This is a genomic window from Mycobacteroides sp. LB1 (genome assembly GCF_013449725.1).
GTDB lineage: Bacteria > Actinomycetota > Actinomycetes > Mycobacteriales > Mycobacteriaceae > Mycobacterium.
Map to the genome: position 1 here is coordinate 57,055 of NZ_JACCFF010000003.1, position 22,590 is coordinate 79,644.

Here is a 22,590-nt window from a genome sequence, read left to right on the forward strand (position 1 = left end):
ACACATTCGCGCAAAGTGTTCAAACGTGAAGCTCGTGAAGACGACCGGCCCGCGTGGTGAAGTACCCGAACCAATCGTCGCGGCCGTCGCTCAGACCCTGGTCCGCTCGGGAATTCAACGGTTCAGCCTGTCGGCCGCTGCCGATGAGGCCGGTGTCTCGCGCGGAACCATCTACAACTGGTTTGGCGGCAAAAAGGAAGCCATCGACGTCGCCGTCGGCTTCATCGCGAGCGCCTTCATCGAGCTGTTCGCCGGGGCCGTGAGCGCCAAGACCACGCTCACCGACCAGGTCGGCGAGGCCGCGGTACGCATCAGCGACCACCGGGCCTGGTCGGATCGTCTGGACCCGACGCTGCATGTCTCCAACGTCCTGGAACTGGTCCTCGACGAGTGCGGCGACGATCTGATGCGCCGGTCCGTCGAGTTCTGGGTGCCCCAGGTCGAGGCCGCCCGGGACCGCGGCGAGATCGGCGGGGACGTCGACGCCACCGAGGCGGCCGAATGGATTATGCGAACCCTGATGAGCATCGAAGTGCTGCCTGCCATCTCTCTCGACCTGAAGGACCCGGCCGCGGTGCGCGACTACTTCTCCCGATTCATCCTGGGCGGACTGTCCGCCGCAGGCAGGAAATAGCATGAGTGACATCGATTTTCAGGTCGCGATCATCGGCGCGGGTCCCGGCGGTATCGCAGCCGCCCATTACCTGCTGGAACAGGGTATCGACGATTTCGTGATCCTGGACCGCGCCGACGACTTCGGCGGCACGTGGCGTGACAATACCTATCCGGGCCTCGGTGTCGACATCCCGGTCCTGTTCTATCAGTTGAGTTTTGCGCGAACAGGGCAGTGGAAGAGGCTGTTCGCCGACGGTGCCGATATCCAGCGTTATCACCTGTCGGTGGTGGAAAACCTGGGACTGCGCAGACATTTCCAGGGTGGCAGCGCGGTCACCGCGCAACGGTGGAGTGAAGACGGTGACCACTGGGAGCTGACGATCGCCGGGAGACCGGGCATCCGGGCCCGATATGTCATCAGTGCGGTGGGCGGATACATCGACGCCAAACCCGGACCCGATATCCCCGGTCTCGACGACTTTCGTGGCAGAACCATGCGGCCCAACGCGTGGGATCACTCGTACGATCACGCCGGCAAGCGCATCGCGGTCATTGGGACCGGCTCCAGCGGCATCCAGATTGCCCCCGCCGTCGCGGAAACGGCCGCATCGGTCACGACATTCCAGCGCACTCCCGCGTGGATCATTCCCAAACCCAACCCGGATCTCTCGCCGCGTGCCCAGCGGATCCTGAACGCACCCTTCATCCTGACCGTCATCAACGCGGTGATCGTCGCGGCCATGGACGCCGCGCAGGCCATGTTGTTCCACCTGCTGCCACTCCTACCGGAATCGATACTGCGCGTATTGATTCCCCGCTACGACGATATGGCACGGCGCTGGTACCGCGCGCTACTGCGCGGCACTGTCAGAGATCCCGCGCTGCGCGACGCCCTGATGCCGAGCTACGGAATCCTCGCACGACGCACCGTCCTATCGAACGATTTCCTGCAGGCGGTGGACGCCGGAACCGTGCGCCTGGTCACCGAACCCATCCTGCGGGTCACCGAAACCGGCATCGAGACAGCGAGTGGCGCGCAGCACGAGGTCGATCTCCTGGTCTTGGCCACCGGCTACGAGATATACACCGACCCGGAGCACTACAAACCGGGAACCATCGAGGGCCGCAACGGGTTCGACCTCGGCGAGTACTACCGCGACCATGAGATGCGGACCTACGGTGGCTCGGCGCTACCCGGCTTGCCCAATCGATGGGTGCTGGTAGGCCCCGAAGGCAACCAGGGGCAGGGGTGGCACGCCATGGTGGAGGCCAATGCGCGCCACGCCGCACGCGTCATCGCCGAATCGAGTCGCACCCACCGCGAGGTTGCGGAAGTCAGTCAGCGAGCCTTCGACAAGTGGGTGCGGCGAATGGCCCATCAAGGCAAGGCGATCCGGCTGTACGCCACCGACTGCCAGCCACCACTAAGCACCTATTTCGTCAACTCCAAGGGGGAGGCGCGGTACTACCGGCCCCAAACGGTGAGTGAAATGAACTGGTTTTCAAAGCATTCCCCGCTTTCCGACTACTCCTTCCGCCCCGCGACCATCCGAGAAAAGGTGTCCGATGACAGCCCAGTCAGCCCAGTCAGCCCAGTCAGCTCAGCGTGATAAGCCGCTCACCGGGCGGGTCGCCTACATCACCGGGGCTGGGCGCGGCCAGGGCCGTGCCCATGCCATCCGGCTCGCTGCTGACGGCGCCGATATCGTGGCCATCGACACCTGCGACAAGCCGTCGCCCTATAACGAATACCCGGCAACCACGGCCGAAGATTTCGACGAAACCGTTTCCGCAGTACAGGATCTCGGCCGGGAGATTATCGCCGAACGCATCGACGTGCGTGACCTCGCCGGACAGCAGAAGGTGATCAACGAGGCCATCACCCGATTCGGGCGCCTGGACATCGTGGTCGCCAATGCGGGCATCGCCAGCTGGGCGCGGCTCTGGGAGATCGAGCCCGACCAGTGGCGTGACGTCATCGACATCAACCTGACCGGTGTCTGGAACACCATAAAGGCGGCGGTGCCCGCGATGATCGAAGCAGGTAACGGCGGGTCCATCATTACGGTCAGTTCCTCGGCCGGGATCAAGGCCATGCCGGGCTGCGGACACTATGTCGCAGCCAAGTTCGGTGTCGTGGGTTTGACCAATTCGTTGGCAGTTGAGCTGGGGGAGTATGGGATTCGCGTCAACTCCATCCACCCGTACGGAACCAACACGCCACTGGCGGCCGACGAGTCGGTGTTGAGGATGTTCGAGAAGTACCCGGGATACCTGCAGAGCTTCAGCCAGACCCTGGTGGACAACGACAGGCTTGTCGAACCCGCGGAGATCGCCGAGGTGGTGGCCTGGCTTGCAGGCGATGCATCCGGCGTCATGACCGGCGCGCAGGTTCCCGTCGACAAGGGGTATCTCAAGCGATGACCGTCTGTCCGTTCGCGCCGGGGTTCGATTTCACCGACCCTGACCTCATTCAGCAGCGAATCCCCGTCGAGGAGTTCGCGTATCTCCGCAAGACCGAGCCCATCTGGTGGAACGCCCAGCCCAGGGGAGTCGCCGGGTTCGACGACGACGGCTACTGGGCGGTCACCAAACATGATGATGTCAAAGAGGTATCGCGCCTCAATGAGGTGTTCTCCAACAGTGCGAACACGACGGTGGTGCGCTACAACGAGGACATCACCGCCGAGCAACTTGACATCCAGCGCGAGAATTTGCTCATCGACATGGACGAACCCAAGCACCGGATCCTGCGGCGCATCGTGTCACCGCTGTTCACACCGAAGGCCGTCAATGGACTGCATGAACGGCTTGTCCTCCGCGCCCAGGACATCGTGGAATCGGCCGCCGAAAAGTCCAGCGGCAATTTCGTTTCCGATATCGCCTCAGTGCTGCCCATGCACGCTATCGCGGATCTGGTGGGCATCCCGGAGGCGGACCGCCAGCAGGTGCTGGACTGGACAAACCAGATGTTCGCCTATGACGACCCAGCCATCGGCAAAGATTCTGCCACCGCCGCAACTGTTTCCATGCTGGGTTACGCGTACGCGATGGCCGAAGAGCGGCAAAAGAATCCGCAAGACGACATTCTCACCGGGCTGGTCCAGGGCGCCTACGACGACCGTCCGCTGACCCCGCTGGAGTTCGCCTACTTCGTCATCCAGCTCATGGTCGCGGGCAATGAGACCTCGCGCAATGCCATCACACACGGGGTGCTCGCCTTCGCGGACAACCCCACCCAATGGGAGCTGTATCGGCAGCACCGTCCGCAGACCACCGCGGACGAGATCATCCGATGGGCCAGTCCCATCATCGCCTTCCAGCGCACCGCGCTGCAGGATGTTGAACTCGCCGCAGTGCACATCAGGAAGGGGCAACGTGTCGGAATGTTCTACGCCTCGGCCAACTTCGACGAGGAGGTATTCGACGACCCGTTCACCTTCAACATCGAGCGCGACCCCAACCCGCACCTCGCATTCGGCGGCCACGGGATTCACTACTGCCTGGGCGCGAACCTCGCCCGGCTGGAGATCGGCATCATGTTCGACGCCATGGCCGACAGGCTGCCGGACCTGACACCGACCGGTGCGGCCACCCGGTTCCGGTCGGGCTGGATCAACGGCGTGGTGTCGCTGCCCGCGAGTTACCTCGGCTGAGCGGCGACTTCGGTGCGCAACCGGTACGCGGGTCACCCCTTTTCCACCCCTACGCAGGAGATCGCCGCGGCTCTCGAGGCCGTTAGCATCCCCACTCTGTTGTTGTCTCTCGTGCACATCACCGGCGATCCGCGCTACATCCGCGAGTTCAAGCAGGCCGCCACCTTCCTCAACGAAGTCCAGGGCTTCATGTCCGAGGAGGATAAGGAGCGGGCGCGGAAGGTGGCCCTTGAAGCAATCGTCGAGTACCGGGAGCGGGGATGCCCGGAGCCGGCGCCACTGGATGCGGACCTTGTCCGAGAGATGATGAATTGGGCAGCATGCGAGGAGGTTCCGAACGAATATCTGCCGCTGATTCTGGAGGAACTCGATCTGGACGGTGTAGATCCACGACGCGCCGCGCCGCTGGATTCAGGCCACACCGACACGCTGCCCGTCGTGGTGATCGGCTGTGGGGAATCGGGGATCTTGGCGGGAATCAGGCTCGCACAGGCCAACATCCCCTTCACCATCGTCGAGAAGAACGCCGGTCCCGGTGGAACATGGTGGGAGAATACGTATCCCGGCGCCCGCGTGGACGTCGCCAACCATTTCTACTGCTACAGCTTCGAGCCGAGTGATGGCTGGAGCCACTACTTCGCCGAGCAGCCCGAGCTACGTGAGTACTTCCAGACCGTCGTCGACAAGCACGGTCTGGATGAGCATGTGCTGTGGGAATCCGAGGTCGAGTCGGCCACCTGGGAGGAACAGGACGCGCTATGGGTGGTCCGGGTCCGCGCGGCAAGCGGTGAAATACAAGAGCTTCGGGCACGGGCCGTCATCAGCGCGGTGGGTCAGCTCAACCGCCCGAACATCCCGGCCGTCGACGGCGCCGGCGCCTTCGCGGGTCCGGCCTTCCACTCCGCGCGGTGGGATGGCTCGGTGGATATCACCGGAAAGCGCGTCGCCCTTATCGGTGCGGGCGCCAGTGGATTTCAGATTGCGCCCGCCATCGCCGAGAAGGTCGAGCACCTCACGGTGTTTCAGCGCACCCCGCAGTGGATGTTCCCCAACGCCATGTACCACGACCAGGTCGAGGACGGCGTGCGATGGGCCATGAAGCATCTTCCGTTCTACGGCCGCTGGTATCGGTTCCTCCTCATGTGGCCCGGTGCCGATAAGGGGCTCGACGCCGCCGAGATTGATCCCGACTATCCCGACCAGGGCTATGCGGTCAGTGCGATCAACGCTGCGGCCCGAATGATGTTCACCGACTGGATAACCCGGCAGGTGGGCGACGACGAACAGCTTCTCGCACAGGTACTGCCCGATTACCCAGCGACCGGTAAGCGAACGCTCCAGGACAACGGAAGCTGGTTGCGAACCCTGCGTCGCGACAATGTCGAGCTGGTACGCACATCCATCGAACGGATCGAGCGGGATGGCGTCGTCACCGAGGATGGCACGATTCACCTCGCCGACGTGATCGTGTATGCCACGGGATTCAGGGCCACCGAGGTGCTGTGGCCGCTGCGGATCGTGGGACGTGACGGCGTCGAGCTGCGCAGCATGTGGGGTGACCGGCCCTACGCGCATCGCGGAATCACCGTCCCCGGATTCCCCAACTTCTTCATCATCTACGGGCCCGGCACCCACCTGGCGCACGGCGGGAGCCTCATCTTCCAGTCCGAATTGCAGATGCGGTACATCACGCAATGCCTCGAACGCTTGGCCGGTGAGAGCCGACTGGCGATGGAACCGGAGCCGCAGCCCGCGGCGGACTGGCACCGGCGCACGCAGGAGCGGATCAACAAGATGGTGTGGTCGCACCCGGCCGTCGAACATTCCTACTTCAAGAATGCAGATGGGGAGATACACACCGTCAGCCCCTGGCGTCTGCCCGAGTACTGGCACGCCGTTCGGCGTCCCGACTGGTCGGAGTACGTGTTCACCGGGGCCGGACGGCCCTGACCTGCGGTGTCGCTGGCACAGAGTGCGCACGATTGCAAGGGCCTAACTTTACTTTTCTCACCGAACTGTAAGCGGTAGCATCGCGGCATGTCCGAACACTTTGACGTGCTCATTGTCGGCGCCGGCATCTCCGGAATCAGCGCGGCCTGGCACATTCAGAACCGCTGCCCGTCCAAGACCTACGCGGTGCTCGAGGCCCGCGACGATATGGGCGGTACCTGGAACCTGTTCAAGTACCCCGGTATCCGGTCTGACTCGGACATGTACACCCTGGGCTTCCGGTTCTCGCCGTGGAACGACAGCCGGACCCTGGCAGACGGCCCGTCCATCCTCGACTACGTGCACAAGACCGCGGCCAACGCCGGTATCGACGGACACGTCAAGTACCGGCACAAGGTTTTGGGTGCGGCCTGGTCGACCGAGACTCAGCAGTGGACCATCCCGGTGGATCGCGACGGCGAAATCGTCGAATACACCTGTTCGTACCTGTTCTGCTGCAGCGGCTACTACGACTACGACCAGGGCTACCAGCCGGAGTTCCCCGGATTGGCTGATTTCAAGGGCACGGTGGTGCATCCGCAGCATTGGCCCGAGGACCTTGACTACAAGGGCAAGAAGGTCGTGGTTATCGGCTCCGGCGCCACCGCCGTGACATTGGTGCCGGCGATGGCGCCCGATGTCGGACACATCACCATGCTGCAGCGTTCGCCCACCTACATCCTGTCGCTGCCCAACGAGAACCCGATAATCAACGGTCTGCGAAAGATATTGCCGGCCAAGGCTGCTTACCCGGTTGCCCGCTGGATCAACATCGCACAGCTGATCTTTAGCTACCAGGCGAGCCGAAAGTTCCCGCGCGCCGCGCGGCGAATCATCATGCAGCAGGCCAAACTTCAGCTACCCAAGGGATACGACTACAAGACCCACTTCGGCCCCAAGTACAACCCGTGGGACGAGCGTCTCTGTGTGGTGCCGAACGGCGATCTGTACAAAGCCATCCGCAAGCACAGGGCCGATATCGTCACCGACCACATCGAGACCTTCGACGAGACGGGCATCAAGCTCAAGTCGGGCAAGCACCTCGACGCCGACATCGTCATCACCGCGACGGGTTTGAACCTGAAGTTCTTCAGCGGCGTCATTCCGACGGTCGACGGTGTGCCCGTGGACCTGCCCTCGCAGACCGTATACAAGGGCGCGATGCTCACCGGTGTCCCGAACATGGCGTTCACCATTGGGTACACCAACGCCTCATGGACACTCAAGGCCGACCTGGTGTCCGAGTACGTGAGCCGTTTGCTGAACTACATGGACGAGAATGGTTACGTCACAGCGGTTCCCGAGCTGGCCGACGAGACGATAGAGAAGCAGCCGTTCATGGACTTCACTCCGGGTTACGTGCTGCGTGCGCTGGAGGAACTTCCCAAGCAGGGCGACAAGCACCCGTGGCGTTTGAAGCAGAACTACGCCTATGACATCGGCATGATGCGGCGCAGCCGGATCAGCGAGGGCATGCGCTTCGGCAAGAGGAAGGCCGCGGCCACTTCATCGCCCGCTGAGTCGGTTGCTGTCAACAGCTAGGTGACCGAGCTCCGAACGGAGATTCGGGACGGGGTAGCGGTACTTACGCTGCACGGACCGGCGACACGTAACTCCTTCACCGCCGATCTTGGACGCGATCTCGGCGCCGCTTATCGGCGGCTCGACGAGGATGCCGCCGTGCGCGTCATCGTGCTCACCGGCTCCCCACCCGCATTCTGTAGCGGTGCACTGATCTCGTCCGACGCGGAAACATTTGCGGCGCCGGACAATCCGGACTTCTCGGCGTCTCCGGTGCGGCCCGCCGCGTTCGAACTGAGCACGCCCGTGATCGCGGCGGTGAACGGGCACGCCATTGGTATCGGGATGACACTGGCACTGCACGCCGATATCCGCATCCTCGCCGAGGAAGGTCGCTACGCGATACCCCAGGTGAGATTCGGGGTGGCGCCGGATGCCATGGCGCACTGGACGTTACCGCGTCTGGTGGGCACCGCGGTGGCGGCGGAGCTGCTCCTCACCGGCGCGCCCTTTTCGGCGCGGCGGGCAGTGGAGACCGGATTGGCCAACCACTGTCTGCCTGCCGAGAAGGTACTCGGGACCGCGCTGGAGATGGCGCACGATATTTCGGTTAATGTGGCGCCCCAATCCGCGGCTTTGACCAAGCGGCTGCTGTGGGACGCGCAGCTGACGGCGATGTCCGCGGCCGAGGTGGCGGCGCGGGAGACGGCCGATCACCTGCGGCTCATGGGGTCGGATGACGCGGTCGAGGGGCCACGCGCATTCGCGGAAGGCCGCGCGCCGCGCTGGATCGGGCGCTCGTAATACCAGGCAGGTGGGGCTTGAATCTTGGACCTCAACCCGCCTAAAGTATATCTGGGTACATATTGTACCCAGATAATTGACCTGGTCATTGGGAGTGCATCGTGGGAAAACACAACTCTCCCGTCGCCACGGACGACTGGCCCAGCGAGTTCGTCTGGGACAGCGAGATCACCGGGACATCCCCCGCAGTGATTGATTCCGACCTCGATTTCGTCCCGACACCGCCGCCCTGGTTCAGGGCCTGACGGGCCCCAGCAGCCGGCTGAGGTATCCGCCGCTGAACATGCCTGCGGGATCCAGCCGCGCGCGGACATCCTGGAATGTCTGCCACTCCGGATACCGCTCGCTCAGCTGATCGGCGGTGAGCGTGTGCCGCTTGCCCCAGTGCGGGCGGCCGCCCAGCCCGATCAAGATGGGCTCCAGGTCTCGGAAGTACGGTTCCCACTGGCCGTGAATCGTTTGATGCACCGCCAGATAGACGCTCTCGCGGCCATAGGCGGGGGCTAGCAGCGCATCATCGGCCTGAGTGAAGCGGACCTCCAAGGGAAAGGCCACGCGATGACGGTTCCGTTCGATCGTGGCCAGCGCGGTCTCGATCGCCTCGCCGGCATTGGCCAGCGGAAGCGAATACTCCATCTCGGTGAACTTCACCTTGCGGGGGCTCGCAAACACCGCGGCGCTCTCATCCTGCGACTCATTGGAACCGGCCAGGGCCGCAACAAGTTGAGATATCCGTGGGGCGGCGGCCGGTACCCGCCCGGCCGTCCACATCAACGCACCGAGCGCACCGTTCTCCACGAGGTCGCGCTCCACCCAATGCTTCACCGGGTGACGGGGCCACGGACTCTCGTCGGTGCGCGTCGATTGCAGTAGCAGCACCCGCCGCGTATGCGGAAACAGATACAGCTCAAGGTGATCGGTATCTGCTAGTAGCGCGGGTAGATCAGCCAGCACGGAGTCCAGATCGTGCACAGACTGGCGGCGGTACAGCCGGAACGACGGCACGCATTGCAGGGTGAACTCGGTGACCACACCCAGTGCACCCAGAGAGATCCGCGCCGCGCGCAGCTCGTCGCCGCCGGTGATCTCGTGAACCGTGCCGTCGGCGGCCATGATTCGCACCGACACGATGGTCTGAGAGATATTGCCGAACCCCAGGCCCGTCCCATGGGTGCCGGTGGCGGCGGCCCCCGCGAGAGTCTGGGTGTCGATATCGCCGAGATTGGGCAGCGCCAGCCCGTGCCGCAACAACTGGCGATTCAGCTCATGCAGGGTGATACCGGCCTGGACCCGCATCCGGTCCTGCTCGTCCACCGAGATGACGTGACGCAGTTCCGCGATATCGATCTGTACGCCGTCGGTGACGCACAGCTCGGTGAAGGAATGCGACGAGCCGATCGGGCGCACCGTCCGCCCGGCAGACCTTCTGAGGGTGAACGCCAGCTCATCCTCGGTGCGCGGGCGGGCCACCAGCGCTGGGGCACAAGATGTTTGCCCGCTCCAGTTACGCCACTCGCTCACAGGAACATCATTCCCTCACCGCGATACGTGGATACCGATCCGGCATGCTGACCGTCCTCGACAAGCTGTAGTTCGGTGAAGTGCTCACAGAGCTCACCGGCCTTGGCGTGCCGGAACCACACCACGTCGCCGATCTGCAGCTCGCGCGCCCCGCGTAACGGAGTCTGTACTTCGCCGGCGCCCTCGGATGTCTCGAATGACAAACCCGTGGGCCACGACGGCACCGGAACCCGACTCGGCCCGGCCGGGCCGCTGGCGATGTACCCGCCGCCGAGCACCGTGGCAAGCTCCGGCGCCGGCTTGCGTACCACGGGCAATGCGAAGGCGGCGGCCGGATCCAGGTCCAGGTTGCGGTAGTTATCGAAAAGGGCGGGGGCGAAGAAGCCCGAACCGGCGGCCAATTCGGTGGCGAAACCCAGTCCCGCGATGCGGGCCAGGCTGCCGGTTCCGCCGGAGTTCACCAGTTCTAGCGGCGGCGCCCCGGCGGCCCGTAGGCGGGCGGTCACCGCGTCCAGAACCCGGGGGAGACGGTCCCCGAGGTCGCGCAGCGAGGACGCCTGCATGCCACGAACCGCCAACTGGTACCAGGGATTTCCCGGGACGATATCGCCGACGCCGGCGATCTGCCCGTCGTAGGCCATGACCGCCGCCAGCCGCAGCCCGGGCGTGGCGCACACCAGATCGGTGAGTGCTGCCGCCTGCTCGGGGGTGCGCACTGGCGATCGCTTCGGACCCAGATGCACCGGGCCGCTGAGAGGCCGCCACCCGGCATCGATATCGAGGCATACCGGGATGGGCGCGTTGGTCTCCTGTGCAACGGCGGCGAGCAGACGCACGTGGTCGGCCGAATCGATCAGCGGGCGGATTACGGAGCGGTGCCGGGCCGCCGTCGCCAGTGCCCCACGGTCGACACTGGGGTAGGCGATGAGCAGGTCGTCCACACCGGCATCGGCGAGATGCACCGCCTCCGCTGGGGTGAAGGCCAGCACCCCGCGAAATCCGGGTATCTCCAGGAACTTCCGGATCAGTGCGGTGCTGCGTATCGACTTACTGGCCACCCTGATGGGTAGATCGGATGCCGCGCTGACCAATGCCGCGGCATTGGCTCGTGCGGCATCCATATCGACAGCGGCCAGCGGTACGGGTGCCCCTCGCAGCGCTTCCGCCAGCCGTCGTACCGACATCAGGCAGGAACCACCACGACGCCATCGTGGTCGGCGTAACAGATCGCCCCCGGCGTGAAGTCGACGCCACCGAAGGTCACGACGATATCGCGTTCCCCGGCACCGGTTTTGGTGCCCTTCCGGGGGTTGGTGCCGAGGGCCTTGACCCCGATGTCCATGGTGGCCAGGGTGGAGCTGTCGCGAACCACCCCGTTGATCACCAGACCGGACCAGCCGCTATCGACGGCGATCCCCGCGATGATATCGCCCACCAGTGCGCAGTGCAGCGAACCGCCTCCGTCGATAACCAGCACACCACCCGAACTAGGCTCTGACAGAATGGATTTCAGCAGTGCGTTGTCATGGTGGCAGCGCACCGTGGTGATTGCCCCGGCGAATACCGGCCGCCCACCGAACTGGGCGAGCTGAAGGTCGCAGCTGGCCATCTCGATGCCCAGCTCGTCTCCCAGGTCGGCGGTCGGTCGGGGGGTGATAGGTGCGGTCGTCATACCCCGAGTTTATTGCGCGGGCTCTACTCGGTGGCGGCCTTATCGTTCGAGGCGACTACGACATCGTGCAGCCACTGCGCCAGACCGGGCTCGGTGTCGTCGTAGTACACCCGGAACCGGTCGTCCTCGACATACATCTGTGCGAGACAGACCTGCATGTGCGGGGAGCAATCGAAGAACTCGTCGATGCTGTGCCGATGGGCCTGCGCCAAGGCATCGGCCCGTTCCGACCCCGGTTCGACGCCCTCGCGTTTGGCAGCCGCGAGGTCGGCGAGCAGGCGATCTCCCTCGGCCTTGATCCGGATCCAGTCCTCCTTGGTGTACCGGGCGGAGCGTTCCTGGCTCTGTTTCCAGACCGAGGTGCCGCCCCAGAGCTGCTCTGCTTCTACCGCGTACTCATCGACGAATCGACTGTCGCCGAAGATCTCGATCTGCTCCGCGACGGACAGCTGAACACCGCTTTTGTGAGCGTTCATCATGTTCTCCACTGCCGCGACCATGTGGTGCAAGCGGTCAATACGGTCCAACAACAGTGCGCGCTGGCTTTCCAGGTGCGTGCGCCTATCGGTATCCGGATCGTCGAGCAGGGCCGCTATCTGCTCAAGACCAAACCCCACCTCCCGGTACAGCAGCGCCAGATGGAGCCGCTCGATATCGGTATCGGTGTATCCGCGGTAGCCGACCGCGGTGCGGGCACGGGGTGCCACCAGGCCGATTTCGTCGTAGTGGTGCAGCGCTCGCACCGATAGACCGGTCAGCTCGGATACTCGGCCGACCGTCATGAGGTCGGTATGGCCGGTTGTGCGTGGGTTCGATTCCGCCGTGCTCATAGGGACACTGTGCGGCCTCCCGTGGCGTGAGGGTCAAGCCCTTTTCGACGGAGTCAGTCCTGGCGGGCAGCCGCCGCGGGATCAGTCCGATTCAACGGAGTCGCCGTTGCGGCGCCGGCGCCGCAGCAGCAACAAGATGAAGATCGCGAACGCGGCACCGACCGCGATCTTCAGGTTCGGCGATTGACGGCCCACTTCCGACGCGGGGCCGGGAATCGGTGGTGGAGCCGAGTCGACAGTCGACTTCGCCTTGGCGGCAGCCTCCCTGGCCGCCGCCACGAGATCGGGCTGGGCGGGCTCAGGTGTGGGCGCGGCGGTGGGAACTTCCGGCTTGGGAGCCGCGGCGACAGGCCTTGGTGCGGGTGCAGGCTTGGGGGCGTCGACCGCAGGCTTTGGTGCGGGGGGCACCTCGGGCTTGGGCGCGGCCGCTGCCGACTCCGCCGCGGGCTGGGGTGCCGGTGTTGCCGCGGCCGGGGGCTCGGGCTTGGAGGGCTCGGCGGGCGGGGGTGTCTCCGGTGCCGGTACCTCAGCGGGCTTCGCCTGTGCAGCCGGCTTCGGCGCCGCGGGCGGCTTCGGACCCGGAGCGGGTTTGGGACCGGAGTCGGCCTTGGGACCAGACTTCGGCGGTGCCGACGAGCCTGCCCGTTTGGCGGGCGCGCGTTTGGCCGCGGGACGCTTGGCGGCCTTCGCGGGCCGAGACGGGGCCGCGGGCGGTGACGCCTCGCCCGCAGCGGGATTCTCCGGTGTCGGGTCGGGCTCGTTAGCCGAATTGTCCTGGTCCGCCATGCGCCTGCTCCTTCGCAAGTTTCTGTCGTACTCGGGTGCTCGCGGCCACGATGAGCGGCTCACACCCGAATGTCTGCCGCCCTGCCGTCATCCATCATGCCGTTACGGCGGAAAAGGCCAGTCGAGCCCCCCAGAGATCTACGACCGACGACGCTGCGTCCAGAAGAGCGCGACACCCACCGAGACCACCACACCCACGACAAACGGCCACATGGGCATGTCCCCGTCGGTCGGATTCGGCGACGTCGCCGAGGAGCTCGCCGTTGTCGATGGCTGCTGCGACACCGCGGGCGCACCCGCGGAGGCCGGTGCCCCCGACCCGGTGATGGTGAACGGCCACGATCCATCGACCGCGTGCCCGTCCTCGGAGATCACCCGAAAGTTCACCGCGTACTTCCCGGCGGGGGCGTCAGACTTCATACCCACCGAAATCATCGCGCCGGATACCACCGGGTCGCCCGTCTGCCACTGATCGGTCTTGCCGTCCGGGCCGGTGACCGTAATCGCCGCGAAACGCTTTTGCAGCGGCTCGTTGAAGGTCGCACTGACCTGGGCAGGAGGCCCGGACAAGACGGCGTTCTCGGCCGGATCGGAGGCCACCTTGACCGCGTGCGCCGACGCCACACCTGGCAACGCCAGGCCCAATGCCATCGCTATGAACACCGGAAATATGAACGCGGAAAAGAGCACCGACACCGACTTGCGCAGAACTGTCATCACTGTTGCCTCCGCCGATTCGTCACTGCAAGCGCGAGTGCGCCGGCACCGAGGATCAACCCGATCCCGCCGAACCACCGAGCCGTCTTATCTATGTGGGTACCGTTCTCCCCGGATTCAGGGTTTGCCGATACCTGAGGCGCATGCGCCGAATGTCCGTCGTGGTCGGCCTTGCTTTGCGTCAGGTCCAATGCGGGAGCCGGGTGCTCCGGCTCGGCACCGCCGGGCTGCGCCTGCTGATCCCACCTGACGACCTGACCGTCGGTATATGTCTGGGTTGCCGGGAAGGTCACCTTCTCGGTGTCGGGCAGCTTGACGCGCACCCGGAACAGAGCGAACTGATCGGGCCCAATCCCGTTGCCGGCAACCGCTTTCCACGTCACCGACCGGACCGTGCCCTTGGCGGTGTCCCGATCGACGGTGCTGGTCCAGCCGGGTAGTAGCTCGGTGCTCGCCGAGCCGACATCGGGCAATTGGATGGTCAACTCAGTGGTCAGTGCCTTGGTCTGGGACTCGTTGGGAACCGAGAACTCCAGTGTCGCGTAGCCGCCGCGTGCGGTGTTGTCCGTGGTCACGCGTACGTGAGCGAAGGCCGGAACCGCAAGAGTCAACAGTGCGACAGCCGTTGCGGCCGACGCCACCAACAGCCGGGGGAGTACGCGCATCGGTTACCTCACTCCAAGTCGTGCCAACAGGTCGGCGTCAATGCCATCGAGCTCGCGGGCGATCGCCGAGTGCGCCGCACGACGACGGGTCGGCGGCATGTGCTCGGCGGCCCCCACTGCGGTACCCAACTCATCGAGCCGCGCACGGACGGCTGAGGTGAACTTCTTGGTCTCCGCGTCCTTGGGCGCTCGGTCCAGCACGGCCTGTACCGACTGCTCCGCCCCGGCGATACGAGCCGACAACTCCGCGCCGAACCCCGAGTACTGGCCAAGCTCAGCAAGCGGTATGCCGAGACGATCGGCGCGGCGCTGATCCAACACTCCGCGGGCCGCGATGGCCGCTTTGTACAGCAGCGGCAGCAGCACCGGAGCCAGCAGCCGCACCACCGTCAACGTGCGTTTGATCCGAGTGGGGGAGAGCAGCTTGCCTTCGCGGACCGCCCTGAGCTGATCCTGGGCGATCAGCCGCTGGGCCTTCAACGTCGCCAGATCGGTCTTGCGCGAGTCACGCCGGGCGGCAGATTCCGATCGCGCTTGTATGCGCATCCGCCGTCGGTCGTTTCGCGCCGCCAGCCTGGCTTCGAGCTTGGCCTTCGCCTTCAGCGCCTGAGCCTCGGCCCGTTTCGTCGAGCGGCTCTTGCGGCTGGTGAGTAAACCCATCCCAGCGGCCTCCGTTCATCGCGTTGCGAGTGTGGCGCTAACCCTAGCGCGCCGACCCTCGTCGTCCCCGTGCGGATGGGAGTCCTAATCCACCCCATATCGGTGAGGTCGTATGGCGCACTGCAAAGGTTCCCGACCGGTCCCAGCGAAATCCTGACGGCCGCGATTTGAGCGGTGCATAGGGTGTGAAGGCCTGGATCTGCGCTTGAGATTTGACCCGCGAGCAAATTCCCGTCATGCTAGTCGCCGTGGGGCGACATCGAGCAAAACCGAGCAGGCGAAGCCAGCAGCTGAAGCGTGCGTCGGCACGCGCGGCTGTGGTGACGGTGCTCAGCTCGGGGACGCTGATGGGGGGATTCGGGGTCTTCGCCATCAATACCCCGGCAGCGGATGCAAATCCGGGCGGTGGATCAGGTAATGACCATGACCACGACCACGGTTTGGCTGGTGCAATCCACAAGATCACCGGTGGCCTGTTCGGCGGCGGTGTCGGTGGCGGCGGTGGTCCGGGCAGCGGCGGCACCCGCAGCGCACCCTCATCCCCGTCATTCGGCAAGAGCCTGCACGGCGCGTCCGGATCGGACGGCGCCGAGGGCGGCAGTTCCAGCGACTCGGACAAGGGCAAGGGCGACAAGGACAAGGGCCCCGGAGCGAACGTTCCGAAGCCCGGTTCGGCGGGCGCCAACGGCAAATCGTCCGACAATGCCGCAGGCACCCCCGGTGCGGGCGGCAGCACTCCCAACAGCACGAACACCAACACGACCGGCACAGGCATCGGGGTCAACCTGCCGCACTCCGGCGGCGCCGCAGGCGTCCATACCGGCACCACCCCGAATGTCACCAGCCCGTCCGCCGAAAGCCTCTCTGCTGAAAACCCCAGGGGCACAACGACTCAGACCGAAGAGCATCCCAGCTTGAAGGGCGCCCTCGGCGCGGTGACCGGTGCGCTGGCCCCTAAGACTCAGACCGCCACGACGCCCAAGACGGATACCGCGACGTCACCGCACACCGCGACCGCACCGGGCGCGACGGCCGACTCGCCGGCCTCCGGCTCCACACAGACGGAGCACGAGGCGTCGTCCGAGGAGCCCAAGGTTCCGAGCGGCACCGTCACCATGGGTGGGCGCACCATCGTCATCTGGAAGAAGAAGCCGAGTACCGCCGCGCACACTCCAGGTGCCGGTGGCGGAACGACTCCCGTGCACGAATCCGAGGGTGACCACGATCACGTGATCACTCTGCCCGGGCTTCCCAACATCGGCGGCCTGCCGAATCCGGACGCTCCCTCCGGTGGCGCGGCCGGAACGCGACCCCCGAGCGGAAACCCCGGAATCCATACCGGCCCCATTTCTCCGCCGACCGTACCCACGCCCAAGACACCTGCCGTCGCGATCGCGACGCCACCCGCGCCGCCGGTCATCGCACCGCTGTCGCCCGTCGTGCCTCCGGCGCCGCCGGTCGTCACCATCAAGCAGGTCGAGGCTGGCCGCGGTGGCGATGTTGTCGTGACCGCGGGCGGCGACAAGCGACCCGAGGCGGTCACCAAGCCGATCGAGCAGTTCGTCGCGGCCGAGACCATCGCGCCCCGCACCGGCTATGGCGACTATCTCCGACTGACGAAGACATCCGAGATCGCCGCGATGGCCATTCCGGGTGCCGCCGGCATCGCGATGATGACCTTCATCGGAGCCGCGCTCGGATACCGGCAGGCCAAGGCCGGGCACACGGTTCGCGCCTCCGCTGCCGCCCGCTTCCTCGAATAGGGGAGAATCGATACAGCACCCCGCTAGGGGTCTGTCCGGGAAGGCACCGCAGGACCCGAGACAGGGTCCTGCGCAGGAAGGCACACGGTGAGGGGAGAGGCACATGGGCGCAAGCCGTCGTGTGACCGATGCCGTCAACACCGTCCTCGACTTGGCCCCGCGTAAGGGCGAGGTAACACTCACCGCCCTCGTGGAGGCCGTCGGCCGCGACCGTGACCGGTCCATTGAGATCATCTCCGCGGACCTACCGCCCGGTGTGTGCGGTCAATGGCGTCAATACGAGAACGAAGACATCTTCATCATCCAGCGCGGTCTGCCCACTTGGGACCGGACGCTCGCCCACGAACTTGGCCACGTCGTGCTGCGGCACGAGGGCGCCTCGGTGGTCGAGATGGCTAGGGACGAAGCCGAATTCGCCAGCGACGACCTCATCGCCTACATGCTGTCCCAGCGCACCGGATGCATGGGTGCGGCCGGTATGGAAGCCGAACAAGAGGCCGAGGATTTCGCGGCGCTGCTGCTGTACCGGCTGGGACGGCTGCCATCTGATCGCGCATCCATAGTTCAGGTAAGGCTCGGGGAGGCCTTTGGGTGATCGCCTGGGTAATTGCCGGGCTGCTGGGGATGGCGACGGGTTTGCGTATCGGGTGGGTGCTTGTCCACAAACAATCCCCGGTGAGCACCGGAATGATCGTCGCGCTGGGAAGTCTGGCTCTGGTATCGGCGCTGAACTGGGAACCGCTGACGATGCTGGTGGACAGCTCGTTGGGTTGGCCCAATATCTCGGTGGCTGTGAGCCAGGCCGCGCTGACGGCCTGCGCAGCGGGCAGCTGCGTGATGATCACCAGCATGTCCGCCAGCCGTACCTCGACTGCCAATAAGCGGTGGGCGCGTTGGCAGTACCTGGCCGCGACCGTAATCGCCGGTGCCAGCCTGGCCGTGTTCTTTTCCCGCGGTCCGCAGCCCGAGATGACGCCTCGCGAATTCCTCAAACACGACCTGGGCGGATTCGCTTCCGGCACGGCCTGGCTGATCCCGATGCTCTACATCGCGGTAGCGCTGTCGGTGGTGCTCTGGGCGGGAATGGCCTACTCCAACCGCACCCGTCGGGGTCGCGCCCTGTTCCTCTTCACCGTCGGGATCAGCCTGCTGGTGCTGGCTGTTTTGGTGGTAGTCGGTGTCGCGGTGGCGGAGTCGGAGTACGTGACGATCGGCACCGCGGCCACGCTGATCGGCTGTGCGATGGCGATGGTGGCGGTGGGGTCGCTGCTGCCGACCTTTGAGACCTGGCTAGTGGCGAGGCGCGAGATGTTCGTGCTGGCACCGCTGTACAAGGACCTCAAGAAGCGTCAGCCGGACGCCGCGATTGGGGTACGGCCGCGTGGTCCGTTGGCGTTCCAGGTGGCTGACCGGATGGCCTATATTTCCGATGCGCTCTTCCTGGAGGCGATGCATGCTCAGGGGCTTGACCCCGAATCGGAGGGTGAGGGCAATATCGAACTCGACGTGGAGCCAGTGCAGCTCGATGCGCTGCCCGATGAGCAGGCCCACGCGGTGGTGAAGTGGGTCATGACCGAGGGCGATCCGAAAGAGAATTTTCCAGGCCCAGAATGGCTACACCAGCCTGACGGATACTCCGATCGCGAATGGATCCTTGCGATCGCCTCCGAGTACCGCAGGCTGGTGCGTGCCGAACGTTCTTAAGTTGTGAACAGCTCCGTCCCCCTGTGCGTTCCAGCCGGCTCGACGAGCGGGTAGAACGCCAAACTGGCCGATCCCTCCCCGAGTGGACCGGCCAGGCAAGCGGTGGACTAGCTGTCGAGACCCTCTTTGCGACGGTATTCGTCGACGGCCTGCGTGATGCGATCCTGTGCCTCGACGGACAGCCCCACAGTGCGGGCTGCGATCCGGCGGACACCCTCGTCGCGCATATTGGCGAGCCAGGTCAGCTCCTGATCGAGCTTCTCGTAGTACTCGTCATCGGTGAAGTACGCCGGCTTGATCCGGAAGAAGTTGGCGAGCGCCTTCATGGTTGCCGAAGAAGGGTTGGTCCGGTTACCCGACCGCAGCTGCGACAGGTACGGCGCAGACATAGTGATGCCCTCCGAACGAAGGGCCGCGATCACCTCGGCAGAGGTGTGGGGGCCGCGCCCGGGGGGGTACACGGTGTCGAACAACCGATTCAAACGTGCGGTGAACGTGGTGCTCATCGAGCCTTACCTCCACAAACAGAGAAAGTTGCTAATTCGGGGGACGTATTTGCTGCCCATCGTAACCTTAGTTTTGCCTGCAGCCAAGCGCAACCGTCAAGTTCACTCAGGGTGGACGTGGTGTTCGGTTATCCAAACCTGCTAGCTCAGGTACATTCGTGCAGCGTCGAATGTTCATGACGATCTGGGAATCTTCGTTCTCAGGCAAATGATTGATGAATCCCCACGGCGACGGCGCAACGGCCCCGGCGCGGCCCGTGTGGATAGATCGCATTCGTTTCCTATGCAGACCAAGATCGGTGTCCAGCTGTATAACCTGCAGAGTTGCTACTCGCACCAGCACCGCGCTTTCTCCGCGCACGCCACGCTGACCTGGCACGATGTCATGTCCGTGACGATAACGGCAGCTTGCGATTATGGTGGGAATCGCCGCGCAGAGGTAACGGTTAAATAGTGGAACGTCGACCGCAAGTGTGGCCGTCAGCAGGGCATCCCCTCTGACCAGCGGTGAATCGGCGCCGACGGACTGTGATCAAGATCACAGCAACCATGGTGAACCCGATAAGCGTCACAGCCACCCAACGCAACCCGAGCGCGCCGTCGAAGATCATCCAGAACCCGAAGATCGCGAAGAGCACCGAGGCGATGTTCTGAAGCAGATGGGCCGGAAGTGAGCGGTGTAGTAGGGCGCCGACCAGAATGGCGACCGCGTCAGCGCACACCATGCCCGTCGTCGAGCCCAGCCACACGCCATTCCACTGATGGTCGCTGGCGAGTGCGACGGTGGCCAGCATGGTCTTGTCCCCGAGCTCGGCCAGAACGAATGACGAAATGATCGCCAGGAAGGCGAAACGAGTTGTGCGGGCGGTCGCTGGTTCACCGCCGTTGTTTGCGTTGTTCTCACGCCATGTCCAGATCGCGAACCCGAGAAACGCCAAACCCGCACAGAAGGCGATGGGCCGTTCGGGGAGAGTGGCACCGAGGAAGTGCCCGACGGCGACGGAGAGACCGTGAACCACGACCGATGACACCGCGATACCCGAGAGCACCATCCACCACCGATAACGCAGGGCGTAGGTCATGGCCATCAGCTGGGAACGGTCGCCAAGCTCCGCAAGGAATACCACGCCGAAACTTACTGCGGCGGCTGACAACATGGCGGACCTTTCGACAAGGCCAGGGTTAGCACCCGGGCAGTTGCCGAAGGTCTCGCCCACCGAATGTTATCGGTTCGCCGGCCGGGCGCGTGGCGCCAGTATGTCGACCGTGCGATTGGGGGCTACTCCCCTTCGCTTACTTCGCCACGATAGCGCCGTGAGACCGAAAATGCCAGCAGGGGAGATGGTTTCGGGTGCCCGAAACCATTGCTTCGAGTAGCGGGAAGGAGGGTTGTCGAAAACCGTTACGCGGCAAGCAGCATTGCCAATACGGCCGTGTCGGGATCGCTGATCGGATCGATGCCCACCCGGCTCACCACGGACGTCACAGTACCGTCCGACTCGGCCTCGACCCATGCCGCGCGATGTTCCAGACCCAGATGCGGCAATCCGGGAAGGAGTAGACAACCCGACGCTGCCCCAAGGCATTCCGGAAGGGTGGGGTTGGTCTCGGATGGTGGATGAAGCATGAGAAGTGCCGGGGGTTGGTGTTCCGCGAAATGCCCAGGAGTGACTGCCGATTCGCCGAGTACCGTGCCTTCTGCGATGACCAAACCGACCATACCGGGCATCGGGTCGTCGGGCAGGTCTTCGCGGGCGCCAAAAATTGTTGTGGTGGAGAGCAATCCGGGCAATGTGGCGATGCGCACCGTCACGATGAGTAGCTGCATCCATTCCTTGGTGGAATCGGGCCAGCGGCCGCACACCACAAATCCTCTGAGCGACCCGCCCGCATGGAAGGGCGCGATCTCGATCGGGAGATCGGAACCATTCGCCATATCTGCCTCCGCGACATCACAATCCACATTGCGCGACGCTGCTCACTCCAGGATTACCATGCGCGGTACCGCACCGCAATCGCTAGCGGACACGCCGGAAATACACTTGGGCCCCGGATTCGTAACGAACCCGGGGCCCAAGCGAAACCAACGCGATCAGCCGAAGATGAGACCCGACGTCTTGGTGGTGGCCGCGGTGTACCGGTCCTGTACGTCTGCCCAGTTCACCACGTTCCAGAACGCCTTGACGTAGTCCGCCTTAACGTTCTTGTACTGCAGGTAGAAGGCGTGCTCCCACATGTCCACCTGGAGCAGCGGGATGATGCCCAGAGGAACATTGGCCTGCTGGTCGTACAGCTGGAAGGTCAGGAGCTTCTGGCCCAGGCTGTCGTAGCCCAGCACGGCCCAGCCCGAACCCTGCAGGCCGTTGGCTGCGGCGGTGAACTGCGCCTGGAACTTGTCGAAGGAGCCGAACTGGTCGTCGATGGCGGCGGCCAGGTCGCCGGTGGGCTTGTCACCGCCATTGGGCGACAGGTTCTTCCACCAGATCGAGTGGTTCACGTGGCCGCCGAGGTGGAACGCCAGATTCTTCTCGTTGAGGAAGATCGCGGCGTGGTCGCCCTTGTCACGTGCCTCTTCTAACTTGGCGACTGCGGAATTGACGCCCGCCACATAGGCCGCGTGGTGCTTACTGTGGTGTAGCTCGTTGATCTGTCCCGAGATGTGGGGCTCCAGGGCGCCGTAGTCATAGTCCAAATCGGGCAGTGTGTACTCAGCCACGAGATTCCTTTCCGCTTGCTTCGTATCCGCGTGTGTGCAGATCCACTCAATAGAAGACACGGTCAAACCGGTTACTCCGGAGTGCCGGCCTACCGATTCAACCCTGCTCTATTGCGCAACGCGTCGCAAGGATGCAGACATCCCCGATTTGGTTACCGAATGTTTGACGGAGTGGGTGACCCTGCCGGATCGGCTAGATCAGGATGAGAAACGCGAGGCCGGCCGCGAGCACGAGAGCGATGACAAGGGCGCGGAATGCCGCAACGCGGTATGAGGTGTTGTAGCAGCGTGGCGTCAGCTGCCAGCCTGAAGTGGGCATCGATTCATGGCCTGCCGACTGCGCTGTCATCGCTGCCTTTCCTGCTAACTATTGCAAGCACCTCCACGGTGAGATGAGTCACAACATCTCTCGTGTGACGGTCATCATAGCTCCAAATCGCGGTGCGTGAAAATTCATGCTGCATA

At 64.4% G+C, this 22,590-nt stretch carries 24 protein-coding genes; 11 read left to right on the plus strand and 13 right to left on the minus strand.

All coding sequences use genetic code 11. From position 1 onward, the window contains the following. Positions 1 to 25 precede the first annotated feature (25 nt). The 8 genes from MLB1_RS13900 to MLB1_RS13935 all read left to right on the plus strand — a co-directional run bounded on the left by MLB1_RS13900 (position 26) and on the right by MLB1_RS13935 (position 8,830). On the plus strand, positions 26 to 634 hold the full coding sequence (locus MLB1_RS13900) for a TetR/AcrR family transcriptional regulator (protein ID WP_180750438.1): 609 nt from the start codon (positions 26 to 28) through the stop codon (positions 632 to 634). Between the two features lies 1 nt (position 635). Further along, positions 636 to 2,225, plus strand: a complete 1,590-nt coding sequence (locus tag MLB1_RS13905; RefSeq protein ID WP_180750439.1) for an NAD(P)/FAD-dependent oxidoreductase — start codon at positions 636 to 638, stop codon at positions 2,223 to 2,225. After that, on the plus strand, positions 2,182 to 3,039 hold the full coding sequence (locus MLB1_RS13910) for a mycofactocin-coupled SDR family oxidoreductase (protein ID WP_180750440.1): 858 nt from the start codon (positions 2,182 to 2,184) through the stop codon (positions 3,037 to 3,039). The genes MLB1_RS13905 and MLB1_RS13910 overlap by 44 nt, the downstream gene beginning before the upstream one ends. Beyond that, on the plus strand, positions 3,036 to 4,271 hold the full coding sequence (locus MLB1_RS13915) for a cytochrome P450 (protein WP_180750441.1): 1,236 nt from the start codon (positions 3,036 to 3,038) through the stop codon (positions 4,269 to 4,271). Before MLB1_RS13910 ends, MLB1_RS13915 begins: the two co-directional genes overlap by 4 nt. Before the next feature lie 12 nt (positions 4,272 to 4,283). Next, positions 4,284 to 6,221 carry an NAD(P)/FAD-dependent oxidoreductase gene (locus MLB1_RS13920; RefSeq protein ID WP_180750442.1) on the plus strand — a complete coding sequence of 646 codons (1,938 nt, stop codon included), beginning with the start codon at positions 4,284 to 4,286 and terminating at the stop codon, positions 6,219 to 6,221. 87 nt (positions 6,222 to 6,308) lie between these two features. Further along, positions 6,309 to 7,802, plus strand: a complete 1,494-nt coding sequence (locus tag MLB1_RS13925; protein ID WP_180750443.1) for an NAD(P)/FAD-dependent oxidoreductase — start codon at positions 6,309 to 6,311, stop codon at positions 7,800 to 7,802. Next, positions 7,803 to 8,585: an enoyl-CoA hydratase-related protein gene (locus MLB1_RS13930; protein ID WP_180750444.1), complete on the plus strand. Its 783-nt coding sequence runs from the start codon at positions 7,803 to 7,805 to the stop codon at positions 8,583 to 8,585. It begins immediately after the preceding gene. 101 nt (positions 8,586 to 8,686) lie between these two features. After that, entirely contained in the window at positions 8,687 to 8,830 is a 144-nt protein-coding gene (locus MLB1_RS13935) for a hypothetical protein (protein WP_180750445.1), read from the plus strand. Here MLB1_RS13935 and MLB1_RS13940 read toward each other — a convergent pair. The 8 genes from MLB1_RS13940 to MLB1_RS13975 all read right to left on the minus strand — a co-directional run bounded on the left by MLB1_RS13940 (position 8,820) and on the right by MLB1_RS13975 (position 15,436). After that, positions 8,820 to 10,106 (minus strand): D-arabinono-1,4-lactone oxidase, encoded by a 1,287-nt coding sequence (locus MLB1_RS13940; protein WP_180750446.1) that lies wholly within the window; start codon positions 10,104 to 10,106, stop codon positions 8,820 to 8,822. The genes MLB1_RS13935 and MLB1_RS13940 overlap by 11 nt on opposite strands. Further along, positions 10,103 to 11,290: an amino acid deaminase/aldolase gene (locus MLB1_RS13945; RefSeq protein ID WP_180750447.1), complete on the minus strand. Its 1,188-nt coding sequence runs from the start codon at positions 11,288 to 11,290 to the stop codon at positions 10,103 to 10,105. Before MLB1_RS13945 ends, MLB1_RS13940 begins: the two co-directional genes overlap by 4 nt. Continuing rightward, positions 11,290 to 11,778, minus strand: coding sequence for a ribonuclease E activity regulator RraA (gene rraA / locus MLB1_RS13950; RefSeq protein ID WP_180750448.1), 489 nt, complete (start codon positions 11,776 to 11,778; stop codon positions 11,290 to 11,292). The genes MLB1_RS13945 and rraA overlap by 1 nt, the downstream gene beginning before the upstream one ends. A gap of 23 nt (positions 11,779 to 11,801) precedes the next feature. Continuing rightward, entirely contained in the window at positions 11,802 to 12,608 is an 807-nt protein-coding gene (locus MLB1_RS13955; protein ID WP_180750449.1) for a MerR family transcriptional regulator, read from the minus strand. A gap of 81 nt (positions 12,609 to 12,689) precedes the next feature. Beyond that, the gene (locus MLB1_RS13960) at positions 12,690 to 13,394 is read right to left on the minus strand and encodes a hypothetical protein (protein ID WP_180750450.1); all 705 of its coding nucleotides are present in this window, start codon (positions 13,392 to 13,394) and stop codon (positions 12,690 to 12,692) included. A gap of 138 nt (positions 13,395 to 13,532) precedes the next feature. Beyond that, a complete protein-coding gene (locus tag MLB1_RS13965) occupies positions 13,533 to 14,111 on the minus strand; it encodes a copper resistance CopC family protein (RefSeq protein WP_180750451.1) in 579 nt (192 codons plus the stop codon). After that, positions 14,111 to 14,776, minus strand: coding sequence for a YcnI family protein (locus tag MLB1_RS13970; protein WP_180750452.1), 666 nt, complete (start codon positions 14,774 to 14,776; stop codon positions 14,111 to 14,113). The genes MLB1_RS13965 and MLB1_RS13970 overlap by 1 nt, the downstream gene beginning before the upstream one ends. 3 nt (positions 14,777 to 14,779) lie before the next feature. Then, positions 14,780 to 15,436 (minus strand): DUF6474 family protein, encoded by a 657-nt coding sequence (locus MLB1_RS13975; RefSeq protein WP_180750453.1) that lies wholly within the window; start codon positions 15,434 to 15,436, stop codon positions 14,780 to 14,782. A 317-nt stretch (positions 15,437 to 15,753) separates the two neighbouring features. Between MLB1_RS13975 and MLB1_RS13980 the strand changes: the two genes are divergently transcribed. From MLB1_RS13980 to MLB1_RS13990, 3 genes are all read left to right on the plus strand, one after another. After that, the gene (locus tag MLB1_RS13980) at positions 15,754 to 17,199 is read left to right on the plus strand and encodes a hypothetical protein (protein ID WP_180750821.1); all 1,446 of its coding nucleotides are present in this window, start codon (positions 15,754 to 15,756) and stop codon (positions 17,197 to 17,199) included. A 103-nt stretch (positions 17,200 to 17,302) separates the two neighbouring features. Next, positions 17,303 to 17,794 (plus strand): DUF955 domain-containing protein, encoded by a 492-nt coding sequence (locus MLB1_RS13985; RefSeq protein WP_180750454.1) that lies wholly within the window; start codon positions 17,303 to 17,305, stop codon positions 17,792 to 17,794. Then, a complete protein-coding gene (locus MLB1_RS13990; RefSeq protein WP_180750455.1) occupies positions 17,791 to 18,903 on the plus strand; it encodes a hypothetical protein in 1,113 nt (370 codons plus the stop codon). Before MLB1_RS13985 ends, MLB1_RS13990 begins: the two co-directional genes overlap by 4 nt. A gap of 107 nt (positions 18,904 to 19,010) precedes the next feature. Here MLB1_RS13990 and MLB1_RS13995 read toward each other — a convergent pair whose 3' ends face one another. The 5 genes from MLB1_RS13995 to MLB1_RS14015 form a co-directional block, all read right to left on the minus strand. Further along, entirely contained in the window at positions 19,011 to 19,409 is a 399-nt protein-coding gene (locus tag MLB1_RS13995) for a secretion protein EspR (protein ID WP_030096169.1), read from the minus strand. A 446-nt stretch (positions 19,410 to 19,855) separates the two neighbouring features. Then, positions 19,856 to 20,566 carry a TMEM165/GDT1 family protein gene (locus MLB1_RS14000; RefSeq protein ID WP_180750456.1) on the minus strand — a complete coding sequence of 237 codons (711 nt, stop codon included), beginning with the start codon at positions 20,564 to 20,566 and terminating at the stop codon, positions 19,856 to 19,858. Between the two features lie 245 nt (positions 20,567 to 20,811). Then, a complete protein-coding gene (locus MLB1_RS14005) occupies positions 20,812 to 21,345 on the minus strand; it encodes a peptidase (protein ID WP_180750457.1) in 534 nt (177 codons plus the stop codon). 156 nt (positions 21,346 to 21,501) lie between these two features. After that, positions 21,502 to 22,125 carry a superoxide dismutase gene (locus MLB1_RS14010; RefSeq protein ID WP_180750458.1) on the minus strand — a complete coding sequence of 208 codons (624 nt, stop codon included), beginning with the start codon at positions 22,123 to 22,125 and terminating at the stop codon, positions 21,502 to 21,504. Positions 22,126 to 22,318: 193 nt separating this feature from the next. Continuing rightward, a complete protein-coding gene (locus MLB1_RS14015) occupies positions 22,319 to 22,474 on the minus strand; it encodes a hypothetical protein (RefSeq protein ID WP_180750459.1) in 156 nt (51 codons plus the stop codon). Positions 22,475 to 22,590: the final 116 nt, after the last annotated feature.